Here is an 18,194-nt window from a genome sequence, read left to right as displayed (position 1 = left end):
GAATTACCGTGAAAATCGTTGTATGTATAAAACAGGTACCAGATACCAAAGGCGGAGTGAAATTCAATCCAGATGGTACTCTGGACAGAGGTGCAATGCTCACCATCATGAATCCCGACGACAAAGCCGGACTGGAAGCAGCACTCAGATTAAAAGAGCAGTATGGTGCAGAAGTTACCGTACTTACCATGGGACTTCCGAAAGCAGACGAAGTTCTTCGTGAAGCAATGGCAATGGGTGCCGACAAAGGTGTCCTTGTAACAGACAGAGTATTGGGAGGAGCAGATACATGGGCTACCTCTACTACAATTGCAGGAGCAATCCGGAATCTGGAATATGACCTGATTATCACAGGACGTCAGGCAATTGACGGAGATACCGCACAGGTTGGACCGCAGATTTCCGAACATCTGGACATTCCTGTAATTTCCTATGCACAGGAAATCAAAATTGACGGAGACTATGTAGTAGTTCAGCGTCAGTATGAAGATAGATATCATGAATTAAAAGCAAAAATGCCGTGTCTGGTAACCGCTCTTTCCGAATTAAACGAGCCGCGTTATATGACACCAGGCGGAATTTTTGACGCATATGACAAAGAAGTAACCGTATGGGGCCGGGCAGATCTGAAAGATGTAGACGATTCTGACCTTGGTTTGAAAGGATCACCTACAAAGATTGCAAAAGCATCTGACAAAGTAAAGAAAGGTGCCGGAGAAAAAGTTATTCCTGATACACCGGAAGATGCAGTTGCCTATATTACAGGTAAACTGAAAGAGAAACACGTAATCTAATATATCCGTAAAAATAAGGAAAGTGGTGAAAATAATGGGTTTAGAAGCATATAAAGGAGTTTATGTCTTTGCACAGCAGGTAGATAACGTATTAAGCGGAATTGCTTTTGAGCTGCTTGGCAAGGCAAAAGACCTGGCAAAAGATTTGAATACAGATGTAACAGCAGTATTGATTGGTTCAGACGTAAAAGGTCTGGCAGACCAGCTGGCAGAGTATGGCGCTGATAAGGTAATCGTTGTGGACGATCCGGAACTGAAAGAGTACAGAACAGAGCCTTATACCCATGCACTTGCATCTGTTATTGATGAATACAAACCGGAAATCATGCTGGTAGGCGCTACCGCAATCGGACGTGACCTTGGTCCTCGCGTATCTGCAAGGGTAAAGACAGGTCTGACCGCAGACTGTACCGTACTGGAAATCGGCGATTTCCCGCTGAATCCTGTTCCTGGCAAAGAAGACGAGCAGAAGCACAATCAGTTACTGATGACCCGTCCTGCTTTCGGCGGCAATACCATCGCTACTATCGCATGTCCGGATAACCGTCCTCAGATGGCAACCGTTCGTCCTGGCGTTATGCAGAAAATTGACCCGATCAAAGGTGCAAAGGCAAATGTGATCGAGTACAATCCCGGATTTACTCCCAATGATAAATACGTTGAAATCCTCAACGTGGTAAAAGCTGTAAAAGAAACAGAAGATATCATGGAAGCAAAGATTCTGGTTTCCGGCGGACGTGGAGTTGGAAGCGCAGAGAACTTCAAAATGCTGCAGGATCTTGCAGATGTAATCGGCGGAACCGTAAGCTGCTCCCGTGCAGTAGTGGAAAACGGATGGAAACCGGTAGATTTACAGGTAGGACAGACTGGTAAAACCGTTCGTCCGAATGTATACTTTGCAATCGGTATTTCCGGAGCAATCCAGCATGTGGCAGGTATGGAAGAGGCAGACATCATCATTGCAATCAACAAAGATGAAGATGCTCCAATCTTTGACGTAGCTGACTACGGTGTAGTTGGAGATTTACATAAAGTTGTTCCGGCTCTGACAGAAGCTCTGAAAGCTGAAGTAGCAAAATAATATATCTGAAGCTGTAACAGGTGTGATTTTCGGTGATGATGAGAATTCATGGTCGGAATCACACCTGTTTTTTTCTTCTACAGGAAATACCCTGTCACGCTAACGTGCGAAAGTGTCTTCCTATAGAAGAAAAATAATATGCGCACTCGCACAAGAGGTAAAATATTGCTTCGCAACTGTGCTCGGCGCGCAAAGTGTCCAGGCCCCTCATGAGTGAGGGGTCAGGGGAGCTGAAGTGGGCCTGCCCACTTTGTTCCAGTACGGGGAATTGATTATGAAAAAACAAAAGAAATATAAGGATATTCTGATTCTGTGTTTCCTGACAGCAGTGCTGTCAGGCTGCGGCCCATGGAATGTATGGAACGCTTATGAAGTATCTGTGAGTTCATTGTGGAAAGAAGGGGGAATATCCGGCGAAACAGTCTCCGGGAAAATATCAGAAGGAAAAGAAACCGTTTCAGATCCGGAAAGAGCCATAGAAAAAATTCTGGACAGTGTTTCGGGAGAAATTCCGGGCGGGTATCCGGCAGAAAAATCATTTTTTCTATGGTTTTTCGAGGAATACGGAGAGGAACATATATCTGTTCTGAAGAAAATGGCAGATAGCCCGGAACAGGATGCGGAAATCTGGTATCAGATTACCGGAAAATCCATTCATATCCTGTGGACAGAATATTGTAAAAATACCGGGCAGTACCCGGAGTATGCAGAAATAAAGCTGTATGAAAAAGAGTGTGGGGCTTCAGACAGGATTGTGCTGGATTTTACCGGAGACATTAACCTGGCGGAAGGATGGTCCACCACAAAATATCTGGATGGAAGAGCAGGAGGGATTCAGGAATGTATTTCTCCGGCGCTGCGGGAAGAGATGAAACATGCAGACATTCTTATGCTGAACAATGAATTTACTTTCAGTACCAGAGGAAAGCCTCTGCCGGGGAAACGTTATACTTTCCGGGCAAATCCGGAACGGGTATCTGTGCTGCAGGAACTGGAGGCAGATATTGTGTCCCTGGCAAATAACCATGTATTCGATTTTGGAGAAGAAGCGCTCCTGGACACCCTGGATACACTTAAGAAAGCAGAGATTCCCACTGTGGGAGCCGGACGGAATCTGGAGGAAGCCATGGAACCTGTGTATTTTGCTGCAAACGGGCGGAAAATTGCCATTGTATCTGCTACCCAGATTGAACGTTCTGCCAGCTATACCAGGGAGGCCACAGAAACCGGCGGGGGAGTGCTCAAAACACGGAATCCCGACAAATTTCTGACGGTGATTGAAAAGGCCCGGAAACAGAGCGACCATGTCATCGTTTTTGTTCACTGGGGTACGGAAAATACCAGCTATTACGGGAAAGACCAGACAGAGCTGGGATCAGCCTTTATTGAAGCCGGGGCAGATGTTGTGGTGGGCGGCCATACCCACTGTCTCCAGGGATTTGATTTTTACAATGAAAAACCGATCATATACAGCCTTGGGAATTTCTGGTTTAATAACAGGACGCTGGATACAGGGATTTTCCAGGTGATCATTCACACGGACGACAATCAGGTGGACGTCCGGTTTCTGCCCTGCATCCAGCGGGGGTGTACCACGTCCCTGACAGAAGACCCCCAGGAAAAGCAGAGGATTCTTGACTTTATGCAGAAGATTTCCGCACCAGGAGTCCAGGTGGACCCGGAAGGATATGTTATCAGATAAACTGATTGTATTTTCCTGTCAGGGTGTGTTATAATATGCCTTGAGAACAGAGGAAATGGGAGAATCCATTTGCCGTGTTTCAATCTGTAAATTATCAGGAAGAAAGGAAGATGAAAATCTTATGAGCAGGAAACCCACAGTATTGATGATTCTGGATGGTTTTGGTTTAAATGAAAAGCAGGAAGCAAATGCAGTGTATGAGGCAAGTACACCGAATATCGACGGGCTGATGAAGGACTGTCCCTTTGTCAGAGGATATGCCAGCGGACTTTCCGTGGGACTTCCCGACGGACAGATGGGGAATTCCGAGGTAGGACATCTGAATATGGGGGCAGGAAGAATTGTATATCAGGAGCTGACCAGGATTACCAAAGAAATTGAAGACGGGGATTTCTTTAAAAATGAAGCTCTGCTGAAGGGGATGAAGAACGCAAAAGAGAATAATTCAGCCCTGCATCTCTATGGATTGCTGTCTGACGGAGGCGTGCACAGCCACAATACCCATTTATACGGACTGCTGGAACTGGCAAGACGGGAAGGACTTGAGAAAGTATATGTACACTGTTTCCTGGATGGACGTGATACGGCGCCCACTTCCGGAAAAGGATTTATGGAAGAACTGGAAGCAAAAATGAAGGAAATCGGCGTGGGAGAAATTGCTACGGTATCCGGACGTTACTACGCCATGGACCGTGATAACCGCTGGGACAGAGTGGAGAAGGCATACAAAGCCCTTGTTCTGGGAGAGGGAAACCGGGCGGCCAGTGCAGTGGAGGCAGTGGCAGCTTCCTACGAGGAAGATATAACCGATGAATTTGTAGTTCCCACAGTGGTGGAAAAAGATGGAAAGCCCCTGGCTGTCATCAATGACAAAGATACCATTATTTTCTTTAATTTCCGTCCTGACCGGGCAAGAGAGATTACCAGAACCTTCTGTATGGATGAATTTGACGGATTCGACAGAGGCCCAAGAAAAGATGTGACCTATATCTGCTTTACCGAGTATGATGTTACTATTCCAAATAAAACAATTGCGTTCCATAAAGTGGAGCTGACAAATACATTCGGAGAATTTCTGGCGGCTCATGGCAAAACCCAGGCCAGAATTGCCGAGACCGAGAAATATGCCCATGTTACGTTCTTTTTCAACGGAGGCGTGGAAGAGCCCAATCAGGGAGAAGACCGTATACTGGTAAATTCTCCCAAGGTAGCCACCTACGATCTGAAGCCGGAAATGAGCGCATATGAAGTGTGCGACAAACTGGTGGAAGCCATCAAATCTGACAAATACGATGTGATTATCATTAACTTTGCAAATCCCGACATGGTGGGCCATACCGGTGTGGAAGCGGCAGCCATCAAAGCAGTGGAAGCAGTGGATACCTGTGTGGGAAAAGCAGTGGAAGCACTGAAAGAGGCAGACGGCACCATGTTCCTGTGCGCAGATCACGGAAATGCCGAGCAGCTGGTTGATTACAATACAGGGGAGAGCTTTACCGCTCATACCATCAATCCCGTTCCGTTTATTCTGATTAACTATGACGACACATATACCCTGCGGGAGGGCGGATGCCTGGCAGATATTGCGCCTACGCTCATTGAGATTATGGGAATGGAACAGCCGGAAGAAATGACAGGTAAATCACTGCTGGTAAAACGATAATATATGGAGGAATCAATGAGCATTCAGGAATTTAAACCGATAAAAGAAGGAAAAGTACGCGAGGTCTATGACAACGGGGATAACCTGATTATCGTGGCCACAGACAGAATTTCCGCCTTTGATGTGATTTTAAAAAACAAGATTACACAAAAAGGTGCGATTTTAACGAAAATGTCAGGATTCTGGTTTGATTTTACCAGGGATATTGTACCGAACCATATGATTTCCACCGAAGTGGCAGATATGCCTGAATTTTTCCGCAATGAGAATTTTGACGGAAACAGCATGAAATGCAAAAAACTGGATATGCTGCCGGTAGAGTGCATTGTACGGGGCTACATTACAGGAAGCGGCTGGGAGAGCTATCAGAAGGACGGCACAGTCTGCGGAATCAGGCTTCCCGAAGGACTGAAGGAGTCCGACAGGCTGCCGGAGCCCATTTATACCCCTACCACCAAGGCGGATCTGGGACTTCATGATGAACATATTACCTTTGAAGAAAGTGTGGAGATTCTGGAAAAACTCCATCCGGGAAAAGGTGCGGAATATGCAGAGCAGATTCAGAAATGTACCATTCAGTTATATGAGAAGTGTGCAGAATATGCACGGAGTAAAGGAATCATCATTGCCGATACCAAATTTGAATTCGGACTGGATGAAAATGGACGTGTGGTTCTGGGGGATGAAATGCTGACGCCGGACAGCTCCAGATTCTGGCCGCTGGAAGGATATGAGCCTGGCAAATCCCAGCCATCCTTTGACAAACAGTTTGTCAGGGACTGGTTAAAACAGAATCCGGACAGCGATTATCTGCTGCCGGAGGAAGTTGTGACAAAGACAGTTGACAAATATAAAGAAGCGTATGAACTTTTGACCGGGGAGAAATTTGTATAAAACTGGCTGAAGAATATATCAGAGGAGACTGCGGCAGATAGCAGTGCATCGGACAAAGGAAGGAGAACATACCATGTCGACAGACAGATATAACAGTCCCTTATCAGAGCGTTATGCCAGTAAGGAAATGCAGTACATTTTTTCACCGGATATGAAATTCCGTACCTGGAGGAAACTCTGGATTGCCCTTGCGGAGACAGAGATGGAACTGGGATTAAGTGAAAACGGAAAGCCTGTCATTACGCAGGAACAGATAGAGGAACTGAAAAGCCATGCAGACGATATCAACTATGAGGTGGCAAAGGAACGGGAGAAACTGGTAAGGCATGATGTAATGAGCCATGTCTATGCCTATGGACAGCAGTGTCCCAAAGCCGCCGGCATTATTCATCTGGGAGCCACCTCCTGCTATGTGGGAGACAATACAGATATTATTGTCATGAGCGAGGGGCTGAAACTGGTGCAGCGGAAACTGGTGAACGTAATTGCAGAACTGGCGGAATTTGCCGGTACCTACAAAGACCTGCCCACCCTTGCATTTACTCATTTTCAGCCGGCCCAGCCCACCACTGTGGGGAAACGTGCCTCGCTGTGGCTGCAGGAATTTCTGATGGATCTGGAAGATCTGGAATATGTGATGGGAAGCCTGAAACTGTTGGGCTCCAAGGGAACTACCGGGACACAGGCAAGTTTCCAGGAGCTGTTTGCGGGAGATCAGGAAACCATAGACAAAATAGACCCCATGATCGCGGAAAAAATGGGATTTTCAGAGTGCTATGCAGTGTCCGGGCAGACTTATTCCAGAAAAGTGGATACCAGAGTGCTGAATGTCCTTGCAGGAATTGCGGCCAGCGCCCATAAAATGTCCAATGATATCCGTCTTCTTCAGCATTTGAAGGAAGTGGAGGAGCCTTTTGAGAAAAATCAGATCGGTTCTTCCGCCATGGCATACAAGCGGAATCCCATGCGCAGCGAACGGATTGCCTCTCTGGCCCGGTATGTGATGGTGGACGCGCTGAATCCGGCCGTTACCTCTGCTACCCAGTGGTTTGAACGGACACTGGATGATTCTGCCAATAAACGCCTTTCCGTTCCGGAAGGTTTTCTTGCGGTGGACGGAATTCTGGATCTGTGCCTGAATGTGGTGGACGGCCTTGTGGTATACGAGAAGGTGATTCGTAAACATATGATGGCGGAGCTGCCTTTTATGGCAACGGAAAATATTATGATGGACGCTGTGAAAAACGGAGGAAACCGCCAGGAAATGCATGAGAAAATCCGTCAGCTTTCCATGGAGGCAGGCAGACAAGTAAAGGAAGAAGGAAAAGACAATAACCTGCTGGAGCTGATTGCAGCAGACCCGGCCTTTAATCTGACCCTGGAAGAGCTTAAGCAGTCCATGGAACCCTCCGGATATGTGGGCAGAGCCCCCTTACAGGTGGAAAAATTCCTTGCACAGGAAGTACAGCCGGTTTTGGAGAAGAATAAAGAAATGCTTGGCATGACAGCCGAAATTAACGTATAGGTTTTAGAAAAGGGAATGTATCAGGGCAGAAAGGCCGTGGTACATTCTTGCTGTATGAGGAACAGAAATGAGATATATTGAAATAGGCAAAGTGGAACCAGGCATGATGCTGGGAAAGGGCATTCATGACATTTACAACCGTATTTTGCTGGCAGATGGGAAAATTCTGACAGAAGAGCTGATAGAACGGCTGACGGAGCTGGGTTACGCCGGCGTTTACATAGAAGATGAGCTGTCCAAAGACATACGCATTCAGGAAGCCATTTCTCTGGCTCTTCGCAATTCTGCAGTTCGTTCTCTGCAGGAATTGAACCTGGAGAAGGCGATAGAATTTGCAGAGAAAATTGTGGATCAGATCCTGGAGGCAAAAACGGTTTCCCTGGATTTAATGGACATGCGTTCTTTTGATGACTATACCTACCGTCATTCCGTCAACGTGGCTGTGCTGTCTACTGTAATCGCCATGGGAATGGGGTATGGCAGAGAGGATCTGATTGATTTGTGCGTATCGGCGGTTTTTCATGACCTGGGAAAAATGCTGATTGACAAAGACATTCTGAACAAGCCGGGAAAACTGAACTGTCAGGAAATGGAGGCAATGAAACAGCATCCCCAGTTCTCATATGATATGCTGTCGGAAAAGTGGAATATACCTGCCAGGGTACGACTGGGTGCGTTATGCCACCATGAAAATGAGGATGGCAGCGGCTATCCGAAGGGCCTGACCGGTGAAAAAATCCATCCCTTTGCAAAAATTATTCATGTGACAGATGTGTATGACGCTCTTTCATCCAGACGCCCTTACAAAGAAGCCTGTTCTTTTTCCGAAGCATTGGAATACCTGATGGGAGGATGCGGAACCATGTTTGATAAAGAAGTGGTAGAGGCATTTTTAAATTATGTGCCGGTATATCCCAGAGGCTCCATGGTGGAACTGTCAGACGGAAGAGAAGCCCTTGTGGTGGAAAACTATCCCCGGAATCTTTTGCGGCCTCAGCTGCGCCTGACAGATGGAACCACCCTGGATTTGCTGAACCAGAGGGAGTACCGAAGCCTGACGATTCTGCGGCAGGCAGGAGGCACCCTGGTGCAGGCTTACGAGTCCTGAGAACAGAGGCGGAGAATGCGCATAGCGCATTCTCTTTTATCATGTATATTTTCCGGGATTTTGCAGATACTGGAATCAGGTAATTGCGAAAGGAGAACGGATATGAGCTTATGTTTGAAAATCACGGAGGTCCATGCACGGGAGATTCTGGATTCCAGAGGGAATCCCACTGTGGAGGCAGATGTAACGGTGGAAACCACCAGCAATGGAAAGAAAACCACCGGACGGGCGGCGGTGCCTTCCGGAGCTTCCACCGGACAGTTTGAGGCAGTGGAGTTAAGAGACGGGGAACCCAGATATTTTGGTCTGGGGGTCCAAAAAGCGGTGAAGCATGTAAATGATAAAATTGCTAAATCACTGGTTGGAAAAAATGCTCTGAATCAGGTGGAAATTGACCGTATTCTGATTGCAGAAGACGGAACAGACGATAAAATCAATCTGGGAGCCAACGCCATGTTAAGTGTGTCCCTGGCGGTGGCAAGAGCGGCTGCAAAAGCCATGGAACTTCCGCTGTACCAGTATCTGGGCGGCGTAAATGCAAAACAGCTCCCGGTACCCATGATGAACATTTTGAATGGAGGACGCCATGCGGACAATACGGTGGATTTCCAGGAATTTATGATTATGCCGGTGGGTGCGGAAAGTTTCCGGGAAGGACTGCGCATGTGTGCGGAAGTATACCACAATCTGAAAAAAATCTGCGAGAAGGAAGGGCTTTCTACGGCAGTGGGAGACGAAGGCGGATTTGCGCCGGATTTGCCGGATGCAATTTCTGCGCTGGAGCTGATTGTTCAGGCAATACGGGCTTCCGGGTATGCGCCGGGAGAAGACTTTAAAATAGCACTGGATGCAGCGGCCAGCGAGCTTTACGATAAGAAAACAGGGCTGTATCATTTTCCGGGGGAATCCCGTGTCAAAGGAGAGAAGGTTGCCCGCAGCACCAGTGATATGATTGCCTGCTACACGGATTTAATTGAGAAATTCCCCATTATTTCCATTGAGGACGGACTGGACGAAGAAGACTGGGACGGATGGCAGGCCATGACAGAATGTTTGGGTGAACGGATTCAGCTTGTGGGCGACGATCTGTTTGTGACCAATACGAAACGTCTGGATGCAGGAATCAAACTGAAAACTGCAAACGCAATCCTGATTAAGGTAAATCAGATTGGAACGCTGACAGAAGCTATGGAAGCCATTGAAACTGCCCATAAAAATGCTTACCGGGCTGTAATCTCCCATCGTTCCGGTGAAACAGAGGATACCTTTATTGCAGATCTGGCAGTGGCGGTAAATGCAGGCCAGATTAAGACAGGGGCTCCCTGCCGGGCAGAGCGTACAGCGAAATACAATCAGCTTCTCAGAGTGGAAGAACAGCTTGGCGTTGTGGCGGAATATAAAAATCCCTTTAATAAATACTGATGTGCTGACTCCTGTTTCAGCCGGCGGATTCCGGAGCTTTTTCATTGAAAAAGCCCCGGAATCTGTTATAATAAGGACAGATGCATACTGTGATTTGCAGAAAGGTACGGGGACAGTTATGAAACAGTTTCAATTTGTATATCATGATTCAGAAACATTTTCCGAAGAACTTTCCGATTTCAGATGCTGGTGCCAGGAGCACCGGATTACAAAGAAAATGTTTCAGATTTATTCCGAAGAACTGGAGCCTGAGGTGCTTCAGACCGTGTGTGCGGCAGTGGAAGAGATCTTTCCGGATACGCCTTATATGGGATGTTCCACCAGCGGAAATATTGTTGATTGCCGGATGTCCGGAAACATTACAGTAATATGTACGGTGTTTGAACTTCCTTCCACACAGGTGAAGGTGTTCCAGTATGATCTGTCTTTGCAGCCTGTGGAGCACATTACGGAACAGATTCTGGAAAAAGCAGAGGAAAATCCCTGGGTGAAGGCCATAGAAATGTTTTTTACCATTCCGGAAGGATCTACTACCCGCTTTTGCGACGGGCTTAAGGGCATTCGGCCGGATATTCAGATTTTCGGAGGCGTTGCCTGCAGCGATGACATCACCAGTGATGATTCCTGTGTGTTTTCAAAGGGAGCAGGCGTTTCCAAACGTTCCATTGTGATACTGTTTTACGGAGGCGAAGATTTTCATGTGGAATCCATAAATGTGACAGGATGGAAGCCTCTTGGAAGAAAGTTTCATGTGACCAGATCCAACGGCTCCATTTTGCAGGAACTGGATGGAATTCCCGCATACGATGTGTACCGTAAATATCTGAACATCAGAAATGATGAGAATTTTTTCTATAATACGCTGGAATTTCCGCTGTTTTACGAGCATAATGACACCACCATACTGCGCACTCCCGTGGCAAGTAATGAGGATGGCTCCATTACTATGACATCGGACATGGATATTGGCTCGGTGGTACGGATTTCCTATGGAGATCCGGGAACCATTATTGAGAGCATCAAACAGGACAGCAGGAAAATTGCAGAATTTTCACCTGATTTATTACATATTTTTTCCTGCGCAGCAAGGCGTACCTTCTGGACCACCAAAGAACCCACTTACGAAATTTATCCTTTCCGGGAAATTTCCGCTTCCAGCGGATTTTTTTCTCATGGAGAATTTCTGCGCACCGGCGGAAACCTGAATCAGCACAATGTAACCCTTGTGATTGCAGCCATGCGGGAGGGAGAGAAGAAAAGTGCTGTGCCTGCGGAACCTTCTCCCGGAGAAAATTCTCTGTCAAAAGTGCCTCTGGTGTCCCGGCTGGCAACCTTTATCAGCATGACTTCCCTGGAACTGGAAGATATCAACCGGAAACTGGAGCAGGCCAATGAGAAACTGAAGACAGCGGCCATTATCGACGGGCTGACAGGCCTTTATAACCGGACAGAAATACAGGACCGGATTGCGTCGGCCATTGCCGGCGGGTCAGACAGAAAAATTTCTCTGATTATGCTTGATATAGACAATTTCAAACAGGTGAACGATACTTACGGCCACCAGGCTGGAGATGCGGTTATTATGGGGCTGGCCAATCTTCTGAACAGCGAAAAATCAGATTATATGCGGAATGTTTCTTCCGGAAGATGGGGAGGGGAAGAATTTATGATGCTGCTCTATGATACGGATCTTTCCGCCGCTTCCTGCATTGCAGATTTGATTCGCCAGTGTTTCGCCAATACAGATTTTCCGGCCATACGTCCCCAGACCGTCAGCCTTGGAGTAACCCAGGCCAGAGCAGACGACACCCTGGACAGGCTGTGTACCCGTGTGGATGAGGCCCTCTATAAAGCCAAAAAGAATGGAAAAAATCAGGTTGTTGTAATCTGAACAGCAGCAGTTATAAGAAAAACTTCTTGAAAAATATTCCTGAATGTGTTACTATAAAACAAGTTGTGAGCAGAATAATCACAGGAGGTACGGAAAAATGGCAGTATTAAAAACGATTTTAATGGTAATATTTATTTTAATAAGTATTGGACTGACAGTTATTGTTTTGATGCAGGAAGGAAAATCAGCAGGACTTGGAACCATCAGCGGTGCGGCAGACACCTACTGGGGCAGGAATAAGGGACGTTCCAGAGAAGGAATGCTGGTGAAGATTACCAGAGTATTAGTGATTCTGTTTCTGGTGATTGCAGCTGTATTGAATATTGGGAGCTTTTAACCAGCCGTCTGCAGGTTTGCAGGCAGCATAGCGTGGTACACAGGAGGCTGTCGGTTTTGTTCCGACAGTCCTTTTTATCATATGGGGAATTCTTTCGGATTTCCTGATGGAGAAGAAAATGGATAAAGAATTATTGGAAAACAGGAAAAATATGATATATGAATTCATGTGCAGCGACCTTTATGTGCCCATGAAACTCAAAGAGATGGCCATTCTGATGGATGTGCCCAGAGACGAAAGAGGCGACCTGGAACAGGTACTTTCAGAGCTTTTGAATGAAGGAAAAATAGAACTCTCCAGACGGGGGAAATATTCCAGGGCAGAAAGCAGGCTTCTGTGCGGGACTTTTGCCGGCAATGTGCGGGGCTTTGGTTTTGTCAGCGTGGAAGGAGAAGAAAAGGATATTTTCATACCGGAAGCTCAGGTGAACGGGGCCATGGACGGAGATCTGGTGCAGATTTCCCTGCCGCCGGGAAAACCCTCAGGAAAACGCCGGGAAGGCGTGGTGGAAAAAATACTCCAAAGAGGCGTTACCCGTCTGGTGGGCACTTTTCAGAAGAGCAAAAGTTTCGGTTTTGTGGTGCCGGATAATCTGAAACTGGCCCAGGATGTATTTGTTCCCCTGGAGCATTCCCAGGGTGCGGTGGACGGCCATAAAGTGGTAGTGGAACTCACCGGTTATGGCAGTGACCGGAAGAAACCGGAAGGAAAAGTAGTGGAGATTATCGGCCATATCAATGATCCGGGAACAGATATTATGTCTATTATAAAAGGATATGATCTGCCCATGGAATTTCCGGAAAAGGTTCTGAAACAGGCAGAAAACGTGGCAAAACCGGTGAGTACGGCAGATATGGCAGGACGGAAGGATATCAGGGACTGGCAGACGGTGACCATTGACGGAGAAGATGCCAAAGATCTGGACGACGCCATTACGCTGACCAGAGAAGGAGACCATTACCGTCTTGGCGTGCACATTGCGGATGTGACCAACTATGTACAGGAGCGCAGCGCACTGGATGGGGAAGCCCTGAATCGGGGCACCAGCGTCTATCTGGTGGACCGGGTTATTCCCATGCTGCCCCATTCATTATCCAACGGTATCTGTTCCCTGAATGCCGGAGAAGACCGTCTGGCCCTGAGCTGTATCATGCTGATTGACAAAAAGGGGAACCTGGTGGATCACGAACTGGCGGAAACGGTAGTCCGGGTAGACCGCCGCATGAGCTACACCAGTGTACGGAAAATACTGAAAGACCAGGATGAGGCGGAGCGGGCGGAATACCAGGAGCTGATTCCCATGTTTGAAAGAATGGAAGAACTGGCTGCCATACTGAGAGAAAAGCGCAGAAAACGCGGCTCCATTGATTTTGATTTTCCGGAGACGAAAATTATTCTGGACAGGCAGGGCAGGCCGCTGGAAATCAAACCTTATGAGCGCAATGTGGCCACCAGGATTATCGAAGATTTCATGCTGCTGGCAAACGAAACCGTGGCCCAGGACTTTTTCTGGCAGGAACTTCCCTTTGTATACCGGACCCATGATACTCCCGATTCCGAGAAAATTCAGAAGCTGGGACTTTTTATAAACAATTTCGGTTATTCCATCAGAATCAGCCAGGAGGATATTCATCCCAAAGAGCTCCAGAAGCTGCTGGATAAAATCGAAGATACCCCGGAAGAACCTCTGATCAGCCGGCTGACGCTGCGTTCCATGAAGCAGGCCAGATACACCACGGTCAATACCGGGCATTTTGGACTTGCCACCCAGTATTACTGTCATTTTACCTCTCCTATCCGGCGTTATCCCGATTTGCAGATTCACCGGATTATCAAGGAAACCCTCAGAGGGAAGATGACAGAGAAACGGATTACCCATTATGAAGAGCTTCTGCCGGAGGTTGCGGCACGTTCCAGTCAGATGGAGCGGCGGGCAGACGAAGCAGAGCGTGAGACAGAAAAGCTGAAAAAGGTGGAATACATGTCAGAGCATATCGGGGAAACCTTTGAAGGAGTGATTTCCAGCGTTACCGCCTGGGGAATGTATGTGGAGCTGTCCAATACAATAGAAGGCATGATTCATGTAACCAGCCTGAAAGGCGATTACTACCACTATCATGAAGATACCTGTGAGCTTGTGGGGGAAGCCACCGGAACACGTTACCGGCTGGGACAGAAAATACAGATTGTGGTGGCAGACACGGACCGGATGCTGCGCACCATTAATTTTGTGCTGCCCCAGGATGCGGAAAAGTTCGGACTGGATGTGACGCCGGAATCAGAAGGACAGCAGGAAGAAAAGGAGTTGTAGATGGGAAGGGAAAGTGTAAAATTAATAGCCAATAATAAAAAAGCATATCATGATTATTTTATAGAAGATAAATATGAAGCAGGCATCAGCCTGGCAGGCACAGAAGTAAAATCCCTGCGTATGGGCAAGTGCTCCGTCAAAGAATCCTTTATCCGTGTTGAAAACGGGGAAGTTTATATTTACGGGATGCACATCAGTCCCTATGAAAAAGGAAATATTTTCAACAAGGATCCCCTTCGTACCCGGAAACTTTTGCTGCACCGCCATGAAATCCATAAAATAGCCGGAAAAATGGCGGAAAAGGGTTACACGGTGGTACCTCTGCAGGTGTATTTCAAAGGAAGTCTGGTAAAAGTGGAAATTGCCCTGGCACGGGGCAAAAAGCTCTACGATAAACGTCAGGATATTGCGAAGAAGGATATGCGCAGGGAATCTGAGCGGGAATTTAAGGTGAAAAACCTGTACTGAGATAATCCGGTACCGTACCATGAAACAGTGTTTTATGACGGTACCGGATTCTGTTTTACGGAATCACTGCAGGAACACATTTTACAAAAAAAGAAAAAGGAATATATTTTTTGTAAATTTATAACTTTTAAAACAGGCCCATATGGTGTAAAATAGAGAATGATTATGAATTTGAATGCTGGAAAATAAGAGGAATCGGTTTTTATGAGTAAAAAAATAGTTTTAATTGACGGACACAGTATTCTGAACAGGGCTTTTTTCGGAATTCCGGATCTTACCAACACAGAAGGGCTCCATACCAATGCGGTGTATGGGTTCCTGAATATCATGTTCCGAATCCTGGAAGAAGAAAAGCCGGAATATCTGACGGTGGCCTTTGATGTGCACGCGCCCACATTCCGGCACAGAATGTACGCGGATTATAAAGGGACCAGAAAGCCCATGGCGGAAGAACTGCGCCAGCAGGTGCCGGTGATTAAGGAAGTTCTGAAATCCATGGGAATTGCCATTGTGGAGCAGGAGGGCTACGAAGCCGACGATATTCTGGGAACCATAGCCGTCCGCAGCCAGCAGGAAGGACTGGAGGTGTCTCTGGTATCCGGGGATCGGGATCTGCTGCAGCTTGCCAGTGAACACATTAAGATTCGCATTCCCAAAACCAGGCGTACCGGGACAGAAATCGAAGATTATTATGAGGCAGATGTAAAGGAAAAATATCAGGTTACACCCAGAGAATTTATAGATGTAAAGGCCCTGATGGGAGATACTGCCGATAATATTCCAGGAGTGCCGGGAATCGGGGAAAAAACAGCTACCGCCTTAATTGCAGCTTACGGAAGCATTGAAAATGCCTATGAGCATCTGGAGGAACTCAAACCGCCCAGAGCCAGAAATAATCTGCGGGAGTTTTATGAACAGGCGCAGATGAGCAAGACCCTTGCCACCATTGAGGTAAACGCACCCATCACATACAGTCTGGAAGAGGCGGTGCTGGGGGATCTGTTTACACCGGAAGCCTATGTGTGGATGAAAAAGCTGGAATTTCAGAATATGCTGGGACGTTTTCAGGTAGAGGCGCCGAAAGCCTCTGCAGAGCAGTATTTTCAGGAGGTAACAGAGCTTTCGCAGGCCCGGAAGCTGTTTGCAGAAGCCGCAAAGGCGGAAGGCGTTGGATTTGGGCTGTTAGCAGACCCGGAAGCGCAGATGGAGCAGGAAGGCCAGATTTCCATGGACAGCCTTCTTAAGACACCGGAAGAACAGGAGGCGTCCCGACGCGGGGAACAGGTTCTGGGAGCGGCGGTTTCTTTCGGGGAAGAACAGATATTTTTTGTAAAAACAGGCCCCGAGGTGACGGGAGCCTGGCTGACGGAAGCAGTGGCTGACTTAGTAAAACAGACGTCCTGGGCAGCAACTTTTGATTTGAAGCAGCAGCTTCCCTGGCTTTCATTGGGCCGGGAAGAGAGGAATAAGACCGGAGATCTGCTGCTGGGGGCCTATCTTCTGAATCCTCTGAAAAATGATTATGCCTTTGACCATGTGGCGAAGGAACATCTGGACTGGATGGTGCCCTCCCGGACAGATTTGCTGGGCAAACTTTCTCTGGCCCAGGCAGCCAGGGAAAAGCCGGAAGAACTGTTCCGGTATGGCTGTTTTATGGCCGCCGCAGGATTTCAGGCGGCAAAAATCCTCTTTAAAAAACTGAAAGATACCGGTATGGAGGGGCTTTTTTGGGATATTGAGATGCCTCTGGTCTATACCCTGTATGAAATGGAGCGGGAAGGAGTCCAGGTAGACGGAGAAGCGCTGAAAACCTATGGGGAAAATCTTTCCGGCAAAATCAGAGAACTGGAACAGGAGATTTATCAGAAGGCAGGAGAGGAATTTAATATCAACTCTCCGAAACAGTTAGGGGTTATTTTATTTGACAAGCTGAAAATGCCCTATGGAAAGAAAACGAAAACAGGATATTCCACAGCGGCGGATGTGCTGGACAAGCTGGCGGGGGATTATCCTCTGGTGTCAGATATTCTGGAATACCGTCAGCTGACAAAGCTGAAATCCACCTATGCGGACGGACTTGCAGGTTATATTGAGGAAGACGGAAGAATCCGCTCCACGTTCCACCAGACCATTACAGCTACGGGAAGAATCAGCAGTACGGAGCCGAATCTGCAGAATATCCCAATCCGGATGGAACTGGGAAGGCAGATTCGAAAAGTATTTATTCCCAGGGAAGGCTGCGTGCTCATTGACGCGGACTATTCTCAGATTGAGCTGCGTGTTCTGGCCCACATGTCCGGAGATGAGAATCTTATTGAGGCTTATCGGAAAGCACAGGATATCCATCGGATTACCGCCTCCCAGGTATTTCATGTGCCTTTTGAGGAAGTGACTTCTCTGCAGCGGAGAAATGCCAAGGCAGTGAATTTCGGCATTGTTTATGGTATCAGTTCCTTTGGATTAAGTCAGGATTTAAGCATTACCAGAAAAGAGGCGGCGCAGTATATTGAATCTTATTTTGAGACTTATCCCGGAGTGAAGGAATTTCTGGACCGGCAGGTGAAAGAGGCCAGGGAACAGGGCCATGTCACCACCATGTTCGGCAGGAGACGCCCGGTGCCGGAGCTGTCTTCCGGAAATTTCATGCAGCGGTCCTTTGGAGAACGGGTGGCCATGAATTCCCCCATTCAGGGAACTGCGGCAGATATTATTAAGATTGCCATGATACGTGTCAGTGAAAGGCTGAAAGAGCAGGGGCTTCGATCCCGGCTGATTCTGCAGGTACATGATGAGCTTCTCATCGAAACCTGGGAAGAGGAAATCCAGCAGGTAAAAGCCATTCTGGAACAGGAAATGGAAACGGCCGCTGACCTTTCCGTAAAGCTGGAGATTGATATGAAACTGGGAAAAGACTGGTATGAGGCACATTAAATTAACAGGTTTGCAGGTGGCGCAGGCTGGACTGTTGCCATTAATCAAAGATAAAGGAGTTTTGTGG

13 protein-coding genes are annotated in these 18,194 nt (G+C 47.4%); all 13 read left to right on the top strand.

What is annotated here, in order from left to right; all coding sequences use genetic code 11:
* The first annotated feature begins 8 nt into the window (after nt 1-8).
* The 13 genes from C805_RS18435 (at nt 9) to polA (ending at nt 18,127) form a co-directional block, all read left to right on the top strand.
* Nucleotides 9-794: an electron transfer flavoprotein subunit beta/FixA family protein gene (locus C805_RS18435; RefSeq protein WP_016215483.1), complete on the top strand. Its 786-nt coding sequence runs from the start codon at nt 9-11 to the stop codon at nt 792-794.
* A gap of 34 nt (nt 795-828) precedes the next feature.
* Entirely contained in the window at nt 829-1,875 is a 1,047-nt protein-coding gene (locus C805_RS18430; protein ID WP_022751272.1) for an electron transfer flavoprotein subunit alpha/FixB family protein, read from the top strand.
* A 274-nt stretch (nt 1,876-2,149) separates the two neighbouring features.
* The gene (locus C805_RS0106035; protein WP_155957650.1) at nt 2,150-3,577 is read left to right on the top strand and encodes a CapA family protein; all 1,428 of its coding nucleotides are present in this window, start codon (nt 2,150-2,152) and stop codon (nt 3,575-3,577) included.
* Between the two features lie 121 nt (nt 3,578-3,698).
* Entirely contained in the window at nt 3,699-5,240 is a 1,542-nt protein-coding gene (gpmI, locus tag C805_RS26485; protein ID WP_031201418.1) for a 2,3-bisphosphoglycerate-independent phosphoglycerate mutase, read from the top strand.
* Nucleotides 5,241-5,255: 15 nt separating this feature from the next.
* Nucleotides 5,256-6,134 (top strand): phosphoribosylaminoimidazolesuccinocarboxamide synthase, encoded by an 879-nt coding sequence (locus C805_RS26480; protein ID WP_016215479.1) that lies wholly within the window; start codon nt 5,256-5,258, stop codon nt 6,132-6,134.
* Nucleotides 6,135-6,207: 73 nt separating this feature from the next.
* A complete protein-coding gene (gene purB, locus C805_RS18415) occupies nt 6,208-7,659 on the top strand; it encodes an adenylosuccinate lyase (protein ID WP_016215478.1) in 1,452 nt (483 codons plus the stop codon).
* Nucleotides 7,660-7,726: 67 nt separating this feature from the next.
* On the top strand, nt 7,727-8,767 hold the full coding sequence (locus C805_RS18410; RefSeq protein ID WP_016215477.1) for an HD-GYP domain-containing protein: 1,041 nt from the start codon (nt 7,727-7,729) through the stop codon (nt 8,765-8,767).
* Between the two features lie 102 nt (nt 8,768-8,869).
* Entirely contained in the window at nt 8,870-10,189 is a 1,320-nt protein-coding gene (gene eno, locus C805_RS18405; RefSeq protein WP_016215476.1) for a phosphopyruvate hydratase, read from the top strand.
* A 118-nt stretch (nt 10,190-10,307) separates the two neighbouring features.
* On the top strand, nt 10,308-12,080 hold the full coding sequence (locus tag C805_RS18400) for a sensor domain-containing diguanylate cyclase (RefSeq protein WP_016215475.1): 1,773 nt from the start codon (nt 10,308-10,310) through the stop codon (nt 12,078-12,080).
* A gap of 97 nt (nt 12,081-12,177) precedes the next feature.
* Entirely contained in the window at nt 12,178-12,417 is a 240-nt protein-coding gene (gene secG, locus C805_RS18395) for a preprotein translocase subunit SecG (protein ID WP_016215474.1), read from the top strand.
* A 118-nt stretch (nt 12,418-12,535) separates the two neighbouring features.
* Entirely contained in the window at nt 12,536-14,728 is a 2,193-nt protein-coding gene (gene rnr, locus C805_RS18390) for a ribonuclease R (protein WP_022751270.1), read from the top strand.
* Nucleotides 14,729-15,196: an SsrA-binding protein SmpB gene (smpB, locus tag C805_RS18385; RefSeq protein WP_016215472.1), complete on the top strand. Its 468-nt coding sequence runs from the start codon at nt 14,729-14,731 to the stop codon at nt 15,194-15,196. It abuts the gene before it with no gap.
* A 204-nt stretch (nt 15,197-15,400) separates the two neighbouring features.
* On the top strand, nt 15,401-18,127 hold the full coding sequence (gene polA, locus C805_RS18380) for a DNA polymerase I (protein WP_016215471.1): 2,727 nt from the start codon (nt 15,401-15,403) through the stop codon (nt 18,125-18,127).
* The last annotated feature ends 67 nt before the right edge of the window (nt 18,128-18,194 follow it).

The organism is Eubacterium sp. 14-2, assembly GCF_000403845.2.
Taxonomy (GTDB): Bacteria; Bacillota; Clostridia; order Lachnospirales; family Lachnospiraceae; genus Petralouisia.
Note: the sequence above shows the minus strand (reverse complement) of the source record. Positions and strands in the feature narration are given on the sequence as shown.

Bases quoted from the DNA above. Each gene is read 5' to 3' on its own strand.
- C805_RS18430 (WP_022751272.1), top strand. From the start codon at position 829: ATGGGTTTAGAAGCATATAAAGGAGTTTATGTCTTTGCACAGCAGGTA.
- C805_RS0106035 (WP_155957650.1), top strand. From the start codon at position 2,150: ATGAAAAAACAAAAGAAATATAAGGATATTCTGATTCTGTGTTTCCTG.
- gpmI (WP_031201418.1), top strand. From the start codon at position 3,699: ATGAGCAGGAAACCCACAGTATTGATGATTCTGGATGGTTTTGGTTTA.
- C805_RS26480 (WP_016215479.1), top strand. From the start codon at position 5,256: ATGAGCATTCAGGAATTTAAACCGATAAAAGAAGGAAAAGTACGCGAG.
- purB (WP_016215478.1), top strand. From the start codon at position 6,208: ATGTCGACAGACAGATATAACAGTCCCTTATCAGAGCGTTATGCCAGT.
- C805_RS18410 (WP_016215477.1), top strand. From the start codon at position 7,727: ATGAGATATATTGAAATAGGCAAAGTGGAACCAGGCATGATGCTGGGA.
- eno (WP_016215476.1), top strand. From the start codon at position 8,870: ATGAGCTTATGTTTGAAAATCACGGAGGTCCATGCACGGGAGATTCTG.
- C805_RS18400 (WP_016215475.1), top strand. From the start codon at position 10,308: ATGAAACAGTTTCAATTTGTATATCATGATTCAGAAACATTTTCCGAA.
- secG (WP_016215474.1), top strand. From the start codon at position 12,178: ATGGCAGTATTAAAAACGATTTTAATGGTAATATTTATTTTAATAAGT.
- rnr (WP_022751270.1), top strand. From the start codon at position 12,536: ATGGATAAAGAATTATTGGAAAACAGGAAAAATATGATATATGAATTC.
- smpB (WP_016215472.1), top strand. From the start codon at position 14,729: ATGGGAAGGGAAAGTGTAAAATTAATAGCCAATAATAAAAAAGCATAT.
- polA (WP_016215471.1), top strand. From the start codon at position 15,401: ATGAGTAAAAAAATAGTTTTAATTGACGGACACAGTATTCTGAACAGG.